The organism is Segetibacter sp. 3557_3 (assembly GCF_004354985.1).
Taxonomy (GTDB): Bacteria; Bacteroidota; Bacteroidia; order Chitinophagales; family Chitinophagaceae; genus Segetibacter.
The window spans coordinates 1-20,062 of the sequence record NZ_SMSK01000015.1; the positions used below are offsets into that span (position 1 = coordinate 1).

At 46.2% G+C, this 20,062-nt stretch carries 15 protein-coding genes; 5 read left to right on the forward strand and 10 right to left on the reverse strand.

The genetic code is table 11. From position 1 onward, the window contains the following. Window positions 1-240: 240 nt before the first annotated feature. From EXU57_RS18790 to EXU57_RS18800, 3 genes are all read left to right on the forward strand, one after another. Complete coding sequence (locus EXU57_RS18790; protein ID WP_133269794.1) at window positions 241-1,194, forward strand: ring-cleaving dioxygenase; 954 nt, start codon at window positions 241-243, stop codon at window positions 1,192-1,194. Beyond that, the gene (locus EXU57_RS18795) at window positions 1,194-1,814 is read left to right on the forward strand and encodes an alpha/beta hydrolase (protein ID WP_133269795.1); all 621 of its coding nucleotides are present in this window, start codon (window positions 1,194-1,196) and stop codon (window positions 1,812-1,814) included. Before EXU57_RS18790 ends, EXU57_RS18795 begins: the two co-directional genes overlap by 1 nt. Window positions 1,815-2,262: 448 nt before the next feature. Then, complete coding sequence (locus EXU57_RS18800; protein WP_133269796.1) at window positions 2,263-3,222, forward strand: cyanophycinase; 960 nt, start codon at window positions 2,263-2,265, stop codon at window positions 3,220-3,222. A gap of 207 nt (window positions 3,223-3,429) precedes the next feature. On the opposite strand, the gene EXU57_RS18805 is transcribed toward EXU57_RS18800, so the two are convergent. The 7 genes from EXU57_RS18805 to EXU57_RS18835 form a co-directional block, all read right to left on the reverse strand. Further along, on the reverse strand, window positions 3,430-4,278 hold the full coding sequence (locus tag EXU57_RS18805; RefSeq protein ID WP_133269797.1) for an alpha/beta hydrolase: 849 nt from the start codon (window positions 4,276-4,278) through the stop codon (window positions 3,430-3,432). After that, window positions 4,259-8,476 (reverse strand): malto-oligosyltrehalose synthase, encoded by a 4,218-nt coding sequence (gene treY, locus EXU57_RS25680; protein WP_133269798.1) that lies wholly within the window; start codon window positions 8,474-8,476, stop codon window positions 4,259-4,261. Before treY ends, EXU57_RS18805 begins: the two co-directional genes overlap by 20 nt. Further along, window positions 8,476-10,332: a malto-oligosyltrehalose trehalohydrolase gene (gene treZ, locus EXU57_RS18815; protein WP_133269799.1), complete on the reverse strand. Its 1,857-nt coding sequence runs from the start codon at window positions 10,330-10,332 to the stop codon at window positions 8,476-8,478. The genes treY and treZ overlap by 1 nt, the downstream gene beginning before the upstream one ends. A 1-nt stretch (window position 10,333) precedes the next feature. Beyond that, window positions 10,334-12,502: a glycogen debranching protein GlgX gene (glgX, locus tag EXU57_RS18820; protein ID WP_133269800.1), complete on the reverse strand. Its 2,169-nt coding sequence runs from the start codon at window positions 12,500-12,502 to the stop codon at window positions 10,334-10,336. Window positions 12,503-12,857: 355 nt separating this feature from the next. After that, window positions 12,858-13,310 (reverse strand): YetF domain-containing protein, encoded by a 453-nt coding sequence (locus EXU57_RS25935; protein WP_133269801.1) that lies wholly within the window; start codon window positions 13,308-13,310, stop codon window positions 12,858-12,860. Then, window positions 13,295-13,543, reverse strand: coding sequence for a hypothetical protein (locus tag EXU57_RS18830; RefSeq protein WP_133269802.1), 249 nt, complete (start codon window positions 13,541-13,543; stop codon window positions 13,295-13,297). Before EXU57_RS18830 ends, EXU57_RS25935 begins: the two co-directional genes overlap by 16 nt. 222 nt (window positions 13,544-13,765) lie before the next feature. Next, complete coding sequence (locus EXU57_RS18835; RefSeq protein ID WP_133269803.1) at window positions 13,766-14,047, reverse strand: YetF domain-containing protein; 282 nt, start codon at window positions 14,045-14,047, stop codon at window positions 13,766-13,768. 516 nt (window positions 14,048-14,563) lie between these two features. Between EXU57_RS18835 and EXU57_RS18840 the strand changes: the two genes are divergently transcribed. Next, window positions 14,564-14,899 carry a glutamate ligase domain-containing protein gene (locus EXU57_RS18840; protein ID WP_133269804.1) on the forward strand — a complete coding sequence of 112 codons (336 nt, stop codon included), beginning with the start codon at window positions 14,564-14,566 and terminating at the stop codon, window positions 14,897-14,899. Next, a complete protein-coding gene (locus EXU57_RS18845) occupies window positions 14,871-15,167 on the forward strand; it encodes a hypothetical protein (protein WP_133269805.1) in 297 nt (98 codons plus the stop codon). Before EXU57_RS18840 ends, EXU57_RS18845 begins: the two co-directional genes overlap by 29 nt. A gap of 142 nt (window positions 15,168-15,309) precedes the next feature. On the opposite strand, the gene EXU57_RS18850 is transcribed toward EXU57_RS18845, so the two are convergent. From EXU57_RS18850 to EXU57_RS18860, 3 genes are all read right to left on the reverse strand, one after another. After that, complete coding sequence (locus tag EXU57_RS18850; RefSeq protein ID WP_133269806.1) at window positions 15,310-16,212, reverse strand: SDR family oxidoreductase; 903 nt, start codon at window positions 16,210-16,212, stop codon at window positions 15,310-15,312. Window positions 16,213-16,407: 195 nt separating this feature from the next. Beyond that, window positions 16,408-17,178: an SDR family NAD(P)-dependent oxidoreductase gene (locus EXU57_RS18855; protein WP_133269807.1), complete on the reverse strand. Its 771-nt coding sequence runs from the start codon at window positions 17,176-17,178 to the stop codon at window positions 16,408-16,410. A 185-nt stretch (window positions 17,179-17,363) separates the two neighbouring features. Beyond that, a complete protein-coding gene (locus EXU57_RS18860; protein WP_133269808.1) occupies window positions 17,364-19,970 on the reverse strand; it encodes an MGH1-like glycoside hydrolase domain-containing protein in 2,607 nt (868 codons plus the stop codon). Window positions 19,971-20,062 lie beyond the last annotated feature (92 nt).

Here is a 20,062-nt window from a genome sequence, read left to right on the forward strand (position 1 = left end):
GATAATAAGTCTTAGTTTATTTGAGAAATCACCTATTAAAGAACTATTTGTGAATCAAGAACCTAAAGAAGTTAGCAATCAGCCGTCATTGTTTGAAAACTTAACGGGACAGTAGTGATGCCCAATCCTTATTCCTCCGCCGGCCACCAAAAAAAATATTTCCGAACTAAACGACATTGATTAATTACAACTGTTCATAAGCTATCGAATTTCTTACTAAACAATAATAATACAAATGCCATGAGCCAGGTGATAACCGGGATTCATCACATAACCGCAATTGCAAGCGCAGCACAAAAGAACCTTGAATTTTACGGAGGTGTGCTGGCCTTGAAATTGATCAAGAAAACCGTGAATTTCGATGCCCCCGAAGTGTACCATTTGTATTACGGCGACGCTGCAGGTAACCCCGGAAGTATCCTGACGTTTTTTCCATATGAAGGCCTTGTTGGTGGCCGGCACGGGAAAGGCATGTTAAATACAACGTCGTTTTCGGTTGCGCTTTCGGCATTGGACTTCTGGCTTAAACGGTTCGATAAATACAACATCAGTTACAAAAAACCACAGCAACGTTTTGATGATGAATTAGTGGTATACTTCGAGGACATGGACGGACTTGGGCTTGAACTCATTTTTAATAGCCGCGATACCCGCCTGGCTGCTAAACCGGGCGTTGTTCCCCCTGAATACGCCATTAAAGGATTTTATAGTGTTGAAATCTGGCTTGAAGGTTATGAGCGCACGGCAGGTTTATTGACTGAACAATTGGACCATAAATTGGTTGCTGAAAAAGGCAACCGGTTCCGCTTTGCGGCCAATGAGCAGCCCGGTAGCTATATCGATCTGCTTTGCTCGCCCGATAGCTTGAAAGGGCTTGCAGGTAGTGGCACAGTTCACCATATTGCTTTTAGCACCCCTAATGCAAATACCCAGGCTGAAGCAAGGTTAAGGATTGTAAAACGTATGCTTAATCCAACCCCGGTATTGGACCGCAATTATTTTACCTCCATATATTTTCGCGAACCCGGCGGGGTGCTGTTTGAAATTGCAACTGCCGGACCCGGGTTTACGATTGATGAAGACTTAGAAACACTTGGTGAAAGGCTGATGTTGCCCGCGCAATTTGAGCCCGACCGGGAGCAACTTGAAAAAGTGCTAGCACCTATTTCCCTTAACAAACACAATTACACCTAATGCATATAAAGAATATTATCTCTGCCGGAAAGCCCTTGCAACAGGGTACAAAAGTGCTCATCATGTTGCATGGTCGTGGCGGAAGCGCCGACGACATTTTATCGATGGCCGATTACCTGAATGTAAAAGACTACACGTTGTTGGCTCCCCAGGCTACAAATAACAGCTGGTATCCTTACTCTTTTTTAGCACCTCAAAAGCAAAATGAGCCATGGTTATCCTCAGCCTTATCGATGATTAAAGATTTACATAATGAGGTAACTTCAATAGGGATTGCACATGAAGACATTTATTTCATGGGCTTTTCGCAGGGCGCATGTTTAACGCTGGAGTATGTTGCACGTAATGCGGCTACTTACGGCGGAATAGCTGCTTTTACCGGAGGCCTGATAGGCGACAAGATTGATCCGGCAAACTACAAGGGCGATTTCAACAAGACACCTGTTTTTATTGGCACCGGGAGTAGCGATCCACATGTACCGGTTGAGCGTGTGTATGCAACTTCAAATATGTTGAAGAATATGAATGCCGTCGTTACCGAAAAAGTTTACACAAACAGGGCGCATACCATTAGCGAAGACGAAATCATCCAGGCTAATATGCTGATCTTTTCTGCCTGATCAGCTAATGGTCATCCTTTGTTAGGAGACAAAATACGAGCGCGTAAGTTTCACTAACGCAAACCCGCGCTCTTCCACCTTTACAGATTCAGCCGTAATGTTTATAGTGCGACTTAAATGACATCAACTCCTGGGGTGTTATATCAACAGGGCATTTCAGATATCCGTTATCGGACAGGGCACAGTTTTTATTAAAGATTAAGTGTATATGAACCTGTATTCATTAGTTAATAGATAAAAACACCCATTATGATAATACCAATTATTGCTGTAATCGTCGTGATCGTTGCCATAGTAGCGTACCTGGTTTCCAACAGCAAAAAAAAGGACCAGGGTAATCCACCAGTGCAATAATTATTGTGGCTTACCAGATTCGAAGTTGATACGCAGCCGTGCTCCGAAGATCAGCCGGCGAAGTTTGCGTGTCGACAGGTGAATATGGCTTCCAATGGCTGCTTACGAATGCCACAACCAACGATTTTACTTATCATACCCGGTAATTAACCCTGTACAACTCACGATTGCATACAAAAGATTTATGGCCAAAAGAAATGATAGTATATGTCCGGTACCAGCGGGTACACTTGTAATTATTGGTGGAAAAGAAAACAAAGGCGAAAACAGCCCTGAAAACAAGGAAAAACCGGACGACTTTATCAGGCTCGAAGTATTGCAAAAATTTGTTGATCTTATTGGAAAGAAGAACGCGGTATTGGAAGTTATTACCACGTCCACCGGCTCACCCGAGGAGTCATTCGAAGAATACCGGAAAGTTTTTACCGAACTGGGATTATCAGCGATCGGTCATATTCATCATAGCGATCGAAAATCCGCGCTACAACCCGAAATATTGGAAAGGGTCAGCAAGGCTGATGCATTTTTCTTTACCGGGGGAGACCAGTTGAAATTAACGTCCATTTACGGCGGTACCCCCTTTCTAACTGAACTAAAACAAAGGTATATCAACGAACCAATCACTGTTGGTGGAACGAGTGCCGGTGCAATGGCGCTTTCCACACCTATGATATATGCAGGCAATGAAGAAGTGCAGGAATTGGGTGGTGAAATAAAAGTTACAACCGGACTGGAATTTCTTAAGGACGTTTGTATCGACACCCACTTTGTACACCGGGGCCGGTTTGTACGAATGGCACAGGTAGTCGTTACTAATCCAACCTGCATCGGTATAGGTATTGAAGAAGATACTGCCTTAATTGTTCGAAACGGACTTGATGTCGAGATCATTGGTACGGGAACCGTTATTATCATCGAAGGCTTCGAGATCGAAGAAGGAAACGTCGACGACTTTACAAGTAAAAAGCCGGTAACGATCCGAAACCTCAGGGTGCACATGCTTGCCAGTGGTAATCACTACCAAATCAGGCAAATTAACCCGCCCCACATTTAAACATTGTAAATAACATAAACTCCTTTTTGCCTGGCGCTTTCGGAAAAAGGGGATTGCTGCTTTTGGCGCACGACATGCCGTAACATTGTTGTAAAGACAATATGACTCGGCTCCCAACTATGTGAAGGCAAGGAACTTGAAACGGCATTATAGTTATGACCAACATACCGTAAATACAACGACCGTTTATAAATAGTAAAACCAGCCTTACAAGCTGGTTTTACTATTTGTGGTTAGCCCGGTTTGCACCGGTTGCTTTTTTTTCCCCTTGTTCATCATCCACTTATAGAACCATGGAAATTGCTGCCGCCATTCACTTTCACTATGCGTGCCCTCGTTTTTTACCACCGTGGTTACATCATATTGCGGGTGTGCTTCCAGCAGCTTGACGATCGGCTGAACATGGTCCACCATTTCAGCTCCTTCTTCTTCGCCATAGTAAAAATAAAACCGCTGCTTGTAATGACCGTTGGCCTTACTTCCGGCATCCTGTGCAAGGTCTGGCGCAATCCAGAAAGCTGGTGAGAATATACCTGCGCCACCAAATACCTCAGGATAGTAAAGACAGGCATAATACGATATCAATGCGCCCAACGAGCTTCCTGCGATATAGGTATGTTCGCGGGTTGGAAGTGTTCTGTAAGTTTGATCGATGTAGGGCTTAAGCGTTTCAACAAGAAAAGACAGGTACTGAGCGCCTTCACCTTTTCCATAACGCTCATGATCGTGAAGTGCATATTCGTTCATCCTTCTCGTACCCGCATTGTCGATGCCGACTACAATACATTTGCCGTTCATCGCATTAAGTGTTTCATCTACCCCCCACTCTTCGCCAAATGCGCTCCACTCCTCGAACAGGTTTTGTCCATCCTGCATATAAATTACAGGATAGCTGTCTTTTGATGTATAATAATCAGGCGGAAGATACAGCCATATCCTTCGGCTGCGATGTAGTTGCGGCATGTAAAAAGCCTTATCAATAATCCAGGTATTTAGCGCGGCCGCTGCTGCAGGCGGCGTATCAACCAGATGTTTTTTATCGCCTGTTGTATACATAGGTCCATTCTTTTAACAGTGACTCGGCATGTTCACTTATTTGTTTGGGTAATAACCTCCAGTTCCAGTTGCCGGATCCGGATGAAGGTGTGTTCATGCGCGCTGTTTCGTCTAACCCAAGCACGTCTTGTAGTGGCAGTATTACCGTATTTGCAACCGAAGCATAAGCCAGTTGTCCCATTACCCGGTGTACGTTTTCGTCTGTCACTTGCTGGCCAACGTACTGCGCAATACGTCTTCGCTCGGGTTCGCCGGCCTCCTGCCTGAACCAACCACGGGTAGTGTTATTATCGTGCGTTCCGGTATAAGCAAAAAAGTTCTCGACGTAATTGTGCGGGATGTAATCAGAAGTTGCAAAGTCTCCGCCAAAAGCAAACTGCAGGATCTTCATGCCTGGAAAATGATACTGGTCGCGTAGTTCAAAAACCGGTTGATCGATCTCGCCCAGGTCTTCTGCAAGAAAGGGCAGCTCGCCTAGTTGCCTGCTTACTTCGTCAAAAAAGTGTGCACCCGGGCCCGGTTTCCATTGGCCATTTCGGGCCGTCTTCTCCCCTGCCGGAACTTCCCAATAATCCGAAAAAGCCCTGAAATGGTCAAGCCTCACCAGGTCGAACATTTCCTTGTTCTTCTGCAGTCTTTTGATCCACCAATCGTAGCCGTTTTCTTTTAGTACATCCCACTTAAAAACAGGCATTCCCCACAGTTGTCCATCATCACTGAAGGCATCAGGTGGTACGCCTGCAATGCCGGTACGTTGCCCTTTATTGTCGATAGCAAATATTTCTTTGTTCGACCACACGTCGGCAGAGTCGTAGCTGATATAAAAAGGAAGGTCTCCAATCAGTTGTATGTTGTGCGAGTTGCAATAATCCCGTAGCGCATGCCATTGCCTGCTAAAAATGAACTGCAACCACTTAACCATCTCGATGCTATCAACGTTTTCTGTAGTGAATGCGTCGAGTGCACCAGGCTCACGTTGCATTAAACCTTCATCCCATTCGTACCATGGTTTACCTGCATTTACCTGTTTGGCTACGGTATATAAGGCAAAGTCGTGCAGCCATTCGTGTTCCACATCACAGAAATCAAGAAAAGCTTGTTGCAGGTGGTGTCCCTCTTCACGCCGGAATACTTTCCAGGCTGTATCAAATATGCGCAGTTTTACCTTTTCTGCTTCAGGGTAGTCGACAAGGCTGCGATGCGGGAGATGGTATTCAGCAAGATCTCTCGCAGGCAATAAACCATCTTTGGCGAGCAGTTCCGGGCTGATCATCCAGGTATTTCCGGCTTTACTCGATGTAGCGCTATATGGCGAATAGCCCTGGCCGGCTTCCACCGGGTTGACCGGTAACAGTTGCCAGTACTTTTGTCTTGTACTATGAAGGAAATCAGCAAAGGTATACGCTTCAGGGCCCAGGTCGCCAATTCCAAATGCCGATGGTAACGAAGTAATGTGCAACAACACGCCCGCGCCGCGTTTGTTTTCAATGCCCTGCATGTGGAGCAGGGCCATCGGAAATGGCTTAAACAATTCTTCAACCGACAGCGCTTTTGTAGCACTGCCCTTGGTTTGCAGCAATTCGTTACGCCACTTACCGGTAACTTCCCGGGGAAGTAAAATTTTCGTGTCCTTCCAATCGAGCCGATGCACCGCTTTCTTTTGATCGGAACACATTTCAGCAACATGTAAAGGCACTGCAACCACTATCCACTCACCATGCTGTCTTCGGGCAAATGCCAACACATTGTCTTTATACGCACCCTCTACTGCCAGTGGAACATAGTCGGATTGATTAAATAGCTCAGGCTGTCGGTTGCGCAGTTTAAGCAAGGTATGCACAAGCCAAAGTTTGATGCGCCCGTCGAAACGATCGCGCCAAAGGTTAGTGATTAGCGAAACTGTATTGTCGGCTTGATCAAGTTCCTCCAATAACTGCTGTAGTTTTTCGAAAGGCACTGGCCGGCGATTGTCCGGGTCTACGAAACTTAGGTCCCACATCTCGCAACCCTGGTACGTGTCTGGTACTCCGGGGCAGGTAAACTTAAGCACTACCTGCACGAGGGAATTCAGTATTCCATAATCAGCAACGGTTTTGTGCAGCTTCGAAAAACTCTTCCAAAAAGCGCCACGCTGGTTAAGCAGCGACATGGCGAAATTTTTACACGCCGACTCATAAGACTCATCGGGAGTGGTCCAGTTTGAATGTCGCTTGGCCTCGCGCAATGCTTTCTGAAGATATTCCTGCAAACGGGTTCCGTAAGCAGGATCTTCATCGCCCGGCATGGGATAGGTACCCATGATCGTCTGGTAAATAAAGTATTCGTCGTTAGGGTCAGGCGCGCCAGTCTCCTTTAATGGAGCATTCAGCTGCTGCCAGCTTTCAACATGTTCAAGCCACTCACCTGGTATAATGGTGAGTACGTTCAATCTTGCACGTGCATCTTCTCCCCTCTTTGTATCGTGTGTTGATGTTGCATTCAGCGATAATGGCCAGCGTTGTTGCCGGTCTTTCATTTTCTCGTGAAAAGTTTCAATACTAAAACCAAACGCATCTGCCGCATCCCCGACTTCGTTGTGCCCGACAAACCGGTTGAAAGTATACATAAGGGTATCTTCTACCCCTTTCGCCATTAAAGGTCCGCTGAACTGCATGCAACGTTTATAAAAGTGCGCTGCACGTTGGTTAATTTCCTCGTTACCATCATGCGGCATATGGAGCCAAATATGCTCAAGCAAGCCTATGGCTGACTCCAATTCAGGCTCCGATTGTTTGATGATGTCCAGGATGTAGCTGATGGCATTGGCTTCCACCGCACCAAATGGAAGACTGTTGCCATAGTACCGGTAAACCGGACAATACACTAGGAATTCGCCAATTGCCTTCTTCAGGTTGCCGACCGGCACCTGTTGCAGCATCTCCGGACTAACCATATTTAAACCCGTAAACAACCGAACGAGGTTTTCGAGTTCACCACCCATATGCTCATACAGTATATGGGCTTTCTTATCGCGCATCTGTTGCGAAACAGTACGCGGTTCCTTAACAAGGCTAAAATAAAATCTTGTAAATGCAGGTGCGCTTTTTTGCTGGGTAAGCACATTATTCACCATCGCCAGGAACTCGTAACCCGACGTACCCTGAACGGGCCAGTTACGCGGAAGGTCTTCTTCGGGAGCAAGTATTTTTTCAACGACCGTATAAGTGTTGTTCCCTGTGGCAGATCGAAGCCGGTGCAGGTATTCAGTTGGATCGTACAATCCATCAATATGATCTATCCTGATGCCCTGGATTACGTCCTCGTCCAATAGCGTTTTTACAAGTTGATGGTGCTGGTGAAAGACCTGTTCATTCTGGATGTTCACACAGATCAATCCATTTACGGTAAAAAACCGGCGGTAATTAATCGCCTGATCCGTTTCCTGCCAGTGGCAAAGCCGGAAATATTGTTCCCCGGCTATCCTGGTAATTATTTCCGGTGAATTATTTATGGCAACCAGGCGTTCCGCGAGCCAGGTTTTTATCTCGCGCTCGCGTTGAATGCTTGCCAGACGAGCCTGCCATTCGCTACACCTTTCTGCAAACAACACAGGGTCTTTCAGCTGATTGAAGTCATGAAATTCACTGATGAGCTCTCTAGCCTTTTCGGGAGCTTCGGCACCTTCCAGGAGAACCAGGTAAGAAGCAGGCTGCAGGGGGTAGGCATTGTCGTAATAACCTATGTGTAGCCGTTGTTTCTTGTAAAGTATTTTTAGTTCCTTGTTCTTGATTACATCGGCAAGTGTGGCGCCTAAAAACGGCACCATTATCTGGCCATGTTGGTCTGAATTATCCCACCCGATATCAAATACAGGCGCGTAAACCGACCGCTGTCCTTTTTCCAGAACATCCATTAACCAATCATTTGTAGGGTCAAACGCCATATGATTGGGTACAATATCCTGTACCCAGTTTATCCCTCTTTCACGTAACTGCCACCTCAACTGTTTCAGTTGTTCAACAACCCCGATTTCGGGGTTGATCATATTGGGGTTTGTCGCATCGTAGCCATGTGTACTGCCCGGAACGGCTTTAAAAACCGGGGACGCATAGATGGTAGATACACCTAATTGATGCAGGTAAGGTATAATGCGTTCAAACCTCGAGAAAGTAAAGCCTGAATGAAACTGAATACGATATGTTGCTTTTGGATCAAACATTAGTTGGTGACATAAATGATGAAAGACTCGGGTTGCAGCAATACGTCAAGCTGCCCGGAGTCCCCGTTAGATTTTGTTTGCCCGGCAGCTCCGGGTCCACCCCATTCTGCATCTGCTGAGTTAAAAACCAGGTTTGCCCTGGTTCCGGGTTTTATTGGCAATTCAATCTGCTGTTGCCGGCCTGAGAAATTCATGCAGCAAACCAGATCATGATTAGAATTGCGCCGATGTAATATGATGATTTGTGTTTTCGTGTCTTCTTTGGCTTCAACACCCTCCCGGTTAAGGTTGTATAGTAGCGGCTGAGATTTTCGTAATTGAATCAACGCTTTATAGAACCTGAACATCGTTTTATGCGGCTCTTGCCCGAGCAATGACCACTGCAGTTTAGACTGCTGAAAAGTATTAACAGAAGCTGGATCAGGAGCTTCGCCCTTGAGATGGAAAGCAGCAAATTCCGCCTTCCGTCCCTTACGCACCGCTTCTACAAGATCCGGGTTTGTGTGGGATATAAAATACAAAAAAGGATTTGGCTCGCTAAACTCCTCACCCATAAATAACATCGGTAGATATGGACTCAACAATACGGCTCCGGCCAGCAACTTTTGAAGCTCAAAACTCAGTAAAGTGCTTGTGCGTTCGCCAAGCATGCGGTTACCCACCTGGTCGTGGTTCTGCGAAAAAACCACGAACTGTTGACCCGCGTTATGTTCAGCCTTGATACCAAATTTCTTTTTACGATGTTCTGAAAATTGACCATCATAAACGTAGGCATCGCGATATGCTTTTGCAAGGTGAGCAATTCCGTTGAAGTCTTCATAGTACCCACTTCTCGGCTCACCTGCAGTTACACGCAGCGCATGGTGGAATTCATCCACCCACTGCCCATCCATTCCGAAACCTCCCTGATCACCCGGGTTTATAAAACGAGTGTCATTCAAGTCAAGTTCGACAATCAAGTAATGTTTTCGCCCGGTAGCTGCCATTAGCTCATCAACACGCTGACGTAATTCATTCAAAATGTGAACAGCACTGAAATCTTTAATGGCATGAACTGCATCAAGACGCAATGCATCAATGTGAAAATCGCGGAACCACATCAAGGCATTCTCGAGGAAATATTCCCGTACCCCATCGCACCAGGCATCGTCGAAGTTTAAGGCCTTTCCCCATGGGGTCTTGTACTTATCAGTGAAGTATGGTCCGTATTCACCTAAGTAGTTTCCTTCAGGTCCAAGGTGATTGTATACCACATCCAGAACCACAGCAATCCCTTTGGCGTGACAGGCATCAACCAGTTTCTGTAAACCATTAACTCCCCCATAAGAGTCCTGAACCGCAAACGGGAAAACTCCGTCATAGCCCCAGTTGCGATCACCTGGAAACTGTGCCACCGGCATAATCTCAATGGCCGTAATGCCAAGATCAACAAGATAGTCCAGCTGATCTTCTATTCCGTTGAAGTTACCGGCCTGCGAAAAGGTGCCGGTATGTAATTCATAAAAGATATAAGAGGATAAATCCGGGTTCTGCCACGTGTTATCGCTCCAGTCGTAGGTGCCGGGGTGAACGGCTTCAGAAGCCCCGTAAACACCTTCTGGTTGCGATAGGGATGCAGGGTCGGGCAACGGGGCTTTCCCATCCAATGAAAAATAGTAACGGTCACCAGGACGTACTTCAGCCGTGGTCAGGGTCCAGTAACCTTCATGAGACCTGGACAACGCTAAGTGTGTATCATTCCGCTGGAGGATGAGTTCAACTGATCCCGACAATGGGGACCAAACCTGAATGTGAGCCTCGCCCGTTTCAATAAAATTAACGCCAATCTTCCGCGGTTCTATCAGAGTAGTTTTCATGTTATTCTTGGGCTTGGAGTACAACAACGGATCGATCTGGCACCATTACCGTGCTCCCGGCATCATACTGCTTACCGTCTACCAGTTGAGGTTCGCTGGTATCCAATACTTTGATCCATCTTTTGCCATATTGCGCCAGGGGCAACTTATAGGGTACCGGTTCATCGTTGGCATTGAAGATGAGGTAGAAATTATCGTCGATGATCAAATCGCCATTGTCGTCTTCCATTCGGATGGCCTTTCCATTCAAGAAGATCCCCAGCGATTTTGCATAATCATGGCTCCAACGCTCCTGTGTCATTTCTATTCCTTCTGGCAGGAACCACGCAATGTCTTCTACATCGTGGCCCCAAATAGGCTTGCCTTTAAACCAACGGCGCCTTGAGAAAACGGGATGTGATTTATAAAAACGAATAAGTGTCTGCGCAAACGTCAGCAAACCCTTGTCGGCCTTTTGCCAATCCAGCCACGATATTTCGTTATCCTGGCAATAGGCGTTATTGTTGCCATGCTGCGTGCGCCCAAACTCATCTCCGGCAACGATCATCGGGACCCCTTGCGAGAGAAACAAGGTTGTCAACATGTTTCTTTTCTGCTTGTCGCGTAACAGTCTAATGCGCACATCGTTGGATGGTCCTTCTACCCCGCAGTTCCATGACCGGTTATGGCTCTCCCCATCGTTGTTGTTTTCACCGTTATCCCAATTGTGTTTTTCGTTGTACGACACAAGGTCATTTAATGTAAATCCATCATGTGCAGTAATAAAATTAATACTGGCAGTTGGCCTGCGGTAATCATTTTTATACAAGTCGGCACTTCCGGTAAAACGCTGGGCAAATTCGCTTAGCATACTGTTTGCGCCACGCCAGTAATCCCGCATACAATCCCGGTATTTACCGTTCCACTCCGCCCAACCTGGCGGAAACTTTCCCACCTGGTAACCACCTTCGCCAATATCCCACGGCTCGGCAATTAGCTTTACCTGCGAGATAACCGGATCCTGGTGAATGATGTCAAAGAATGCACTAAGCCGGTCAACAGCATGCAGTTCACGTGCGAGTGCAGGCGCAAGGTCAAACCTGAACCCATCAACATGCATCTCCAATATCCAGTATCGCAGGCTGTCCATAATCATCCTGAGCACATTGGGCATCCTTGCATTAAGTGTGTTACCGGTACCCGTATAATCCATATAGTACCTGAGGTCAGAAGTAAGCCGGTAGTATGATGCATTGTCTACGCCTTTGTAGGATAACGTCGGACCAAGGTGATTGCCTTCGGCAGTATGATTATAAACCACGTCGAGGATCACTTCTATTCCGGCTTTATGAAGGGCCTTTACCATGTTCTTAAATTCAATCACCTGCTGACCCATGGCGCCAGAGCCCGAATACCTTACGTCAGGTGCAAAAAACCCGATCGTATTATAACCCCAGTAATTCGCAAGACCTTTTTCAACAAGGTTCCTGTCGGACACAAAGTGATGAACCGGCATCAGCTCAATAGTGGTAATGCCAAGTTCTTTCAAATAGTTGATGGTAATGGGGTGACCGATGCCGGCATATGTGCCACGGATGTTTTCAGGCAACTGCGCACTCAAACGGGTAAGCCCTTTTACATGTGCCTCGTAAATGATTGTTTTATGGTAGGGAACACCCGGATGCTGATCGTCCTCCCAGTCGAAGTGTGGATTAATAACTACACTCTTTGGTATAAATGCAGCATTGTCTTCTGTACTATAACTAAGGTCCCCGTCCGGATGGCCGACTTCGTAGCCAAACAGGGTATCGTTCCATTGAATAGTTCCCGAGATTGCTTTAGCATATGGATCAATCAACAGCTTATTAGGATTGAAGCGATGCCCATTCTCAGGTTCATAAGGTCCGAATACCCGGTAGCCATATAATTGGCCGGGCGCAAGACCAGGTACATATACATGCCATATATGGCTGTCCATTTCCTTTACGGGAATTATGGACGACTCTTTTTCGCTATCATTTTCATCAAATAAACACAGATGAATAGATGTTGCATTTTCTGCGTACAAAGCAAAATTTACCCCTTTGCCATCCCAGGTGGCACCAAGGGGAAAGGAAGCTCCAGCTGATACTTTCCTCACTTTATCGGTTGACAGCTCCCGTTTTTGTGGAGCATGTAGCGTCTCACTCATAATTTGAATTTACCCTCGTTTTAAAGTCTCTCTCACCTCATACGAGAGCATATAGTCTTTGTTAAGTTATACTATTATAGTTGTTACCTCAGCCGGCGATGCCTGTCGTTTGTTAGCGTAGGAATTCAGGCGATGTTTTCATTGTCCTGCGAATAGCAGGTGCATCATAGGTGTTTGCATACCGGGCAATGTGACCTTTCACAGTCAGTAGCGGAAACAAAAACCTCCTCAGTAAAAAAACTATTCCAAGGGGGCGGTTGCAGCATTCTAATTCAGCAAGCAAGCAAAACTTCTCCGGCCATAGCTCCGTTATGTTCAATATTCGTAATTGCACGGTCAACCCGTAAAAGGTTGTTTATGCTATGGCAGGCACCCACATCAGGTCACCGCAGCCTTCGCACGCTCCGTTGCCGTTTTTATTTTCGTGTTGTCTATTGCCGCAAGTTCTACAGACTGATGTATTGTGTTGGGGTTGCTCATCAAAAAACTCCCGGTCAAACGCCGGTAATACAGCTAGCCCCGGCTGTGGGTTTTCATCACAAATAAGTGTAAATTCTCTACGGGACTCAAAGTACAGACGCTTAACTTCTCCTAAATGGCGAATACTCTCGCCCCGAAGCTGTGCAAGTAGCCTTTCTACTGTAACGTGTGTCTTCCTCATCTTGCGCCAGTTCATCTTACCGTTTTCAACCAATATTGCATAATCACCCACGGTAAGTTTCTCAAATCTTTGACTTTCATGCGACCATCTTGTAATTGCCCTTCCGATCACAACTACGATTGCCGGAATGATTACTGCGGGAAGCACCCCCGGTCAGGGGTTTGAAAGGGTACACCGATGGCAGCTGCCAGGGAAAATAGTGCAATCAATTCCATCCGGTTTAATTGTCCAGCCATCCTGCGGCCAAGTAATCGCATAGAAACCACCAGGATCAGGAAAATGGCAAACGCACGAATAACGATTTCAATGAGAAATCCGGGAGAAACTTCGCCCAGCACCATCCGGGCCCAGTCTCCCAACCTTATTTCTTCCGGTTTCATTATCTGTCTTGAAATTTTTAATTGTGCCAGGCTTATGCGATAGCCCGGGTAAATTAATCATGACCGCAGTTGCTGCACGCCTTACTATTCTCTGAAGACAATCTTTCAGTTCCACAGTTCACGCATACCTGTTGACTTGTTAAACTGCTCTCCTCTGGAAGCTCAGGGTCATCCGGCGGGTACACCGGCAAGCCGGGTCTGGCATTTTCTTCAGTGTATATACTAAAAACTGCCACATCCTTCGATGTACATTCTTTTAACTTTCCCCAGGTGATAAATGTTCTTCTGACGCAGTACCGAAAACAGCAGCTGTTTGGTGATATTACTACGTTCTAATGTCTTTAACTGCAGCACACTGTCTTTAACCAACAGGGCCACAAACCCCTGCAGCAATCCCCTGTCGGGCGCCTGCATTGGCAAAGCAAGGATGGCGCCCATCGTAACCATTACTGCCAATTCCATGATTGAAATCTGGCCGTTCATGCGCTTGCCAAGCCACTGCATAATTACGATTGCCGCTATGTATATAATCAGGGTTCTGATAAAAACTTCCAGTAAAGACTATGGGGGAGCTTGCCCAAACAATATTCTTTCAATATCCCCAAGGTGAATTCCCTCTTTTTTCATCAACCAGATGTTTCGGATCATCCCGTGCAAATAGCATTCCTCCGCCGTGTCACGTGCTAAGTACAGTTATCATAATATATAAACATTTAATTATATCATTCTCCGATAGTATCAGACCTTTTCTGAGTAATTGTTTGTACGTATTAGATATTTCCACATCTTATTTAAAAGACATCCGCTAGCCTCATATCAGCAATTCAACGTTGTCAACCACCAGGATTGTGTACCCTTGTTGCCTGCATAACACACGTATAGCGCTCAACAGCAGCCGCTGCCTGGCCCTTCTGCGGAAAATGGCACAGATTTAATCTTCCTGTATAAAAGCTTGCATTAAAATTCTCCGGATTAAGGCCCTGCGAGGGCCGAACTACTGGTCAGTAGAAAATCCCCGTTTTGGGGGCAACGTTAGCCGCTTACGTACCCCGGATTAAAATGCCTGCTATCCGGTGTACGTTACGCAACTTTAGGAATACTTCGGTGCTCACCCCAGGCAGAATGAACGAGTATAACTTTGGCGACTTCACGGTGATGGTGGACTATGCCCATAATCCGCTTGGACTAAGCGCACTTGGTGAATATAGTGCTTCGGTACCAGCAACCATGAAGACCGGGGTGATTACGGGTGTCGGCGATCGTAGGGACAAAGACATCGTGGCGTTTGGTGAAGTGGCATCCGGTCTGTTTAACGAAATTGTAACGAATGGACTCCGACCTGCGGGGAAGAACTGAACTGGAGATAGGATCGCTGCTCAAGGAGGGCATACAAAAAGTTGATCCCAGAAAAAAGGTTGACTATGTTGCTAACGAATTCGACGCCGTAGATCGTGTTCTTGCTTCTGCAACAACGAACTCCTTTGCGGTTTTCCTGGTAGACAACGTTTCTGGTATCTGCGACTACCTTGATCAGCGGGTACAGCAATATGAACTTGAAAAAAATCAGATTAAGAAGGCGATGCATTCAAACCTTTTCACCCGGCTGCTTCAGAATAGTCAGTAAAAATCTGATCCTATAGATTATGCTAGTGGGAAATTTTGTGGCATACGTAATGAACCTGGCAGCGGGGTTGATTAACATGAGGTATTATAAAATAAAAACCCGGATGACATTCCGGGGTTTTAATGTTCAAAACAGAATACAACTAGATGGTGGGAGTACCGCCGGTTACCTGTACCGTACTGCCGGTCATATAACTAGAGTCTTCTGACGCAAGCAGTACGTAGATTGGCGCAAGCTCAGCTGGTTGCCCCGCCCTTTTCAACGGCGTATCTTTTCCAAAAGTTGATGACTTTTCAGGTGGAAATGTGGATGGGATGAGTGGTGTCCAGATCGGTCCGGGTGCAACGCAATTCACCCTAATGCCTTTATCTGCTAACATTTGTGCAAGGCTGGATGTGAAATTTTGAATAGCACCTTTTGTTGCGGCATACGCAACCAGTGTAGGATTTGGCTTGTATGCATTTACCGAAGTTGTGTTTACAATCGTGCTGCCTGGCTTCATGTGTGGTTCGGCAGCTTTGCAGAGGTAGAACATAGAATAGATATTAACCCTGAAGGTTTTGTCCCACTCCTCGCTTGGAATGTCCTGAAGGGATTCTCTTGGCATTTGAAAGGCAGCATTATTAACCAGTACGTCGATCTGTCCAAATTCACTTACCGCACGGTCGATAATTTCCTTACAATGTTCCTCATCACTGATATCTCCAGGTACTAACACGGCTTTGCGTCCTTCCTGTTCAACAAGGCGCGCTGATTCCCGGGCATCTTCCTCTTCATTTAAATAAGATATTAATACGTCAGCACCTTCGCGTGCAAAGGCAATTGCAACTGCCCTACCGATACCTGAGTCGCCACCTGTGATGATTGTTTTACGACCGGCCAGCTTCCCTGAGCCACGATAGCTTTCCTCACCGTGATCAGCTTTAGGGGTCATCTGGCTTTCGGTACCCGGCACCTCCTGTTCCTGGTCTGGAAACGGTGGGGCTGGATACTTTTCCTGTGGATTTGTTTGCGAGTAAGTTTCTTTGCTTTCTGAATTTGCCATAAAATACGTTTGAATATGAGAAATATTTAAAATATAACAAAGTCAATTTAAGTGCCAGCTAAACCGGCCAGCTTTCAGTTGATTTAATCCACGCACATCTTCTAACAGTGAGACGAGTGTTGACGAGCATCAACACACTAAAACCGGTATACCCGTCGTTACCTGCGATTTCATGAACCATTAATGCGAGTAGGGCTACTGTTCCTCGTAGTGATAAGTTAAGCCACCATCAACAAAATAGGTTGAACCTGTAACGTAACCTGCATCATCAGACGCCAGGAAGGCAACTACCCCTGCAACATCCTCGGGTTTGCCCATGCGGCGAACGGGAATATTTTTAAGCACATTTTCGAGCAGTTCCGGTGTTTCAAGTAGCTTTTGATTAATAGGAGTCACAATGGCGCCCGGCGCCACATTGTTGATCCTGATATTCAACGGTGCAAGTTCAGTAGCAAGATTTCGCGTAAGCATTTTCAGTCCACCCTTGCTAACGCAGTATGCAGCAAAATGCGGGAAGACAATCTCTTCATGAACAGAACTCATGTTTATGATGATCCCGGGGCGTTTTGCCTGCATGCAATATTTCACAAAGGCTTGTATGCCAAAAAACACACCCTTTAAATTTGTATCCATCACAAAATCGTAGTCTTCTTCTGTTACCTCCCAGAAATTGTGGTTCTTTTCAACACCTGCATTATTTACAAGAATGTCGAGTTGACCAAATGCTTCAGCCCCATCATTGATTAGCCGGGTCACGCTTTCCGCTTTACTTACATCAGCTTCAATGAATACGGCTCTTCTACCAAGTGCCTTTACTTCATCCAGTACCTTTTCTCCACGTTCATCGAGATCGCGCCCGTTTAAGATTACATCGGCCCCTTCCTTTGCAAGCCGCAATGCGCAGGCTGCACCAATTCCCTGGCTGCTCCCGGTTATCAACGCAACTTTTCCTTCAAAACGATTCATTGTTTATGTTTTAGGTGAATAGTATAAGGCTCGATAAAAAAGGTGTACCTGCCGGTTACCAGGTTCAAATGAAATTAAAGACGTTAGTCAATGGGGATAATTATACCTGCAATGACCAAACAAACCCTAAAACTCAAGTTGCCACCAAATAGTCTCTTACCAGTTGCAATTGCTTACCAACCCGGTTACGGAAGTACCGCAACGAGCCCGGTCCAGCCAGTTTGGTGGCCTGCACCAAGACCTTTGCCGGTATCGCCATGAAAGTACTCGTGAAAGGAGATATAATCCCTGAAATGCGGATCATGATTTAGTTTAGGATGACCACCAAAAACCGCCCGTTCACCTTGGTCGTTTTTCAGAAATATGCTCCTTAAGCGTTTGCTTAAGTCATCGGCAATCTCAGCAAGCGAAAAGTAATTGCCTGAGTGTGTTGGATATTCTACACGGAACTCACTGGTATAATAGCCATGAAATGCATGCAGGGACTCAATAAGCAGAAAGTTGATGGGCATCCAGATGGGACCACGCCAATTACTGTTTCCCCCAAACATGTTTGAGTCGCTTTCACCAGGGGTATAGCGGACAGAAAAATCCTGCCCATTGAGCCAGTACTCATAAGGCTTTTCGCTGTAAATTTTCGAAACGGAACGGATGCCATAATCCGACAAAAACTCATCAGGGTCAAGCATCCGCTTAAGAAGGAGTTTCATTCTGTGACCCCTCAGCAGTGATAACAGGTGTTGGTCGTCGCCCTGCGTATCTGTCCAACGGCTAACCAGCTGAGCAAGATCGGGTCGCTCTTTGTTTAACGAGCTTAAACGTTGTTCGAGGTGTGGCAGGTTTGTCCATTTTGCTTCCTCGAAAACAATGGTGGCAAACATCGGGATAAGACCGACAAGTGTGCGCAGCTTCAAGCGGTCGTAACTACAGTCGGGTTTTCGCAAGACGTCGTAATAAAAGCCATCTTCTTCGTCCCACAAACCCAATGCATCTTCCCCGATTGAGGTGATAGAACCCGCGATGTATAAAAAGTGTTCAGCAAACTTTACCGCCATGCTTTCGTAGACAGGATTTTTCAGCGAGAGCTCCATGGATATCTGTACCATGTTCAGCGCATACATAGCCATCCAGCTTGTCCCATCAGCCTGTTCGAGGTGACCGCCACCGGGCACGGGTTCGCTTCGGTTAAAAACTCCGATATTATCAAGTCCCAAAAAGCCGCCTTCAAAAATGTTGTTCCCTTCGCTGTCTTTTCGGTTTACCCACCAGGTAAAGTTGAGCAGCATTTTTTGAAACACCTCTTCAAGAAAGTGATAGTCGGGCTTTCCTTTTAGCTCCCTGTCAATATTAAAAACCCGCCAGGCTGCCAATGCATGCACAGGCGGATTGACGTCGCCAAAATCCCATTCATATGCGGGCAGCTGCCCGCTTGGATGCATGAAATTGGCTTTCACCAGTAACCTTAATTGGTCTTTTGCAAAATCAGGATCAATGGGTGCATACGCAATGCAGTGAAAAGCGAGGTCCCATGCGGCAAACCAGGGATACTCCCACTTATCAGGTACGGATAGAATGTTTTCGCACACAAAGTGCTTCCAGTGATTGTTTCTACTGTGGTCTCGTCTGCTCCCGGCTTCCCCATGCTGATCCGTGTTAAGCCAAACGTTGAGGTTATAGTGGTAATACTGTTTACTCCAGAACATTCCCGCCCATGCCTGCCTCTGTACAAGTTTTTCATCCCCGTTTGTAATATGGCGCTGTTTTGACGCATAAAACTCATCAGCTTCAGCTATCCGGGATTCAAAAACCTGGTCAAACTCTTCGAAGGGTTGCTCCAATTTGCCATTCACAAAGCGGAGCCTCAGAACAGCAGCGCCTTCGGCAGGTACCTCAACCTGGTACCAAACGGCCACCTTTGTTCCTTCCAGTGCCGGGTTTACTGCATCCGTGTGGCCGTGCACAAGCCGGTTGTTGATTGCATCTTTAACGTACGACGAGGGGTTTGCCTGCCGGTATAATCGTTCGTTATTCGTATCATTATTCGTGAATAAAAATTCGGGTTCACCGTCTACGTAGGCGTAGTAATCACCAATTGCTTCTGAGTTAAAAAGCAGGGTATTTTCGCCAGTATAAGTTATTAAGGGCTGCTTATTATTTTTATCGAATGACCATGTATTGCGATACCAGAGTTGCGGCAATACATGAAGATCCGCCTTTTGTTTGCTCCGGTTGTAAATAGTATAACGCACAAGCAGGTCATCCACATCATTTTTGGCATATTCGACAAATACGTCAAAGTACCGGTTGGCATCAAATATCCCGGTGTCAATCAACTCAAATTCCGGCTCTTGTTTGCCGCGCCTTCCATTTTCGGCTATCAATTGCCCGTAAGGAAAAGCGTCCTGCGGGTATTTATACAACATCTTCTGGTAGCTATGTGTCGGGGTACAATCCAGGTAATGATATACCTCTTTCACATCTTCACCATGATTGCCCTCATGATTTGTTAGCCCGTATAAGCGCTCTTTAATAATCGGGTCTTTTCCATTCCATAAGGCAAGGCTAATGCATAAATGCTGTTCATTATCGCTGAAACCCGCGAGCCCATCTTCACCCCATCGGTAAGCCTTACTTCTTGCCATATCGTGGCTGATATAGTTCCATGCGTCTCCGGTTGAACTGTAGTCTTCGCGCACTGTGGCCCATTGCCGTTCCGATAAATAAGGTCCCCACTTCAACCAATTTGTTTTGCATTCGTAGTGGTCACGAAGACGGAGTTCTTCTGCAGTCATATCAGGGTGAGCGGTTTTATTCTGCCCGGTTAAAATTAGGGCAGTAATATCAAAGCGTAGTTGACCATTGAACTAATAGCAAGGATTAGCCC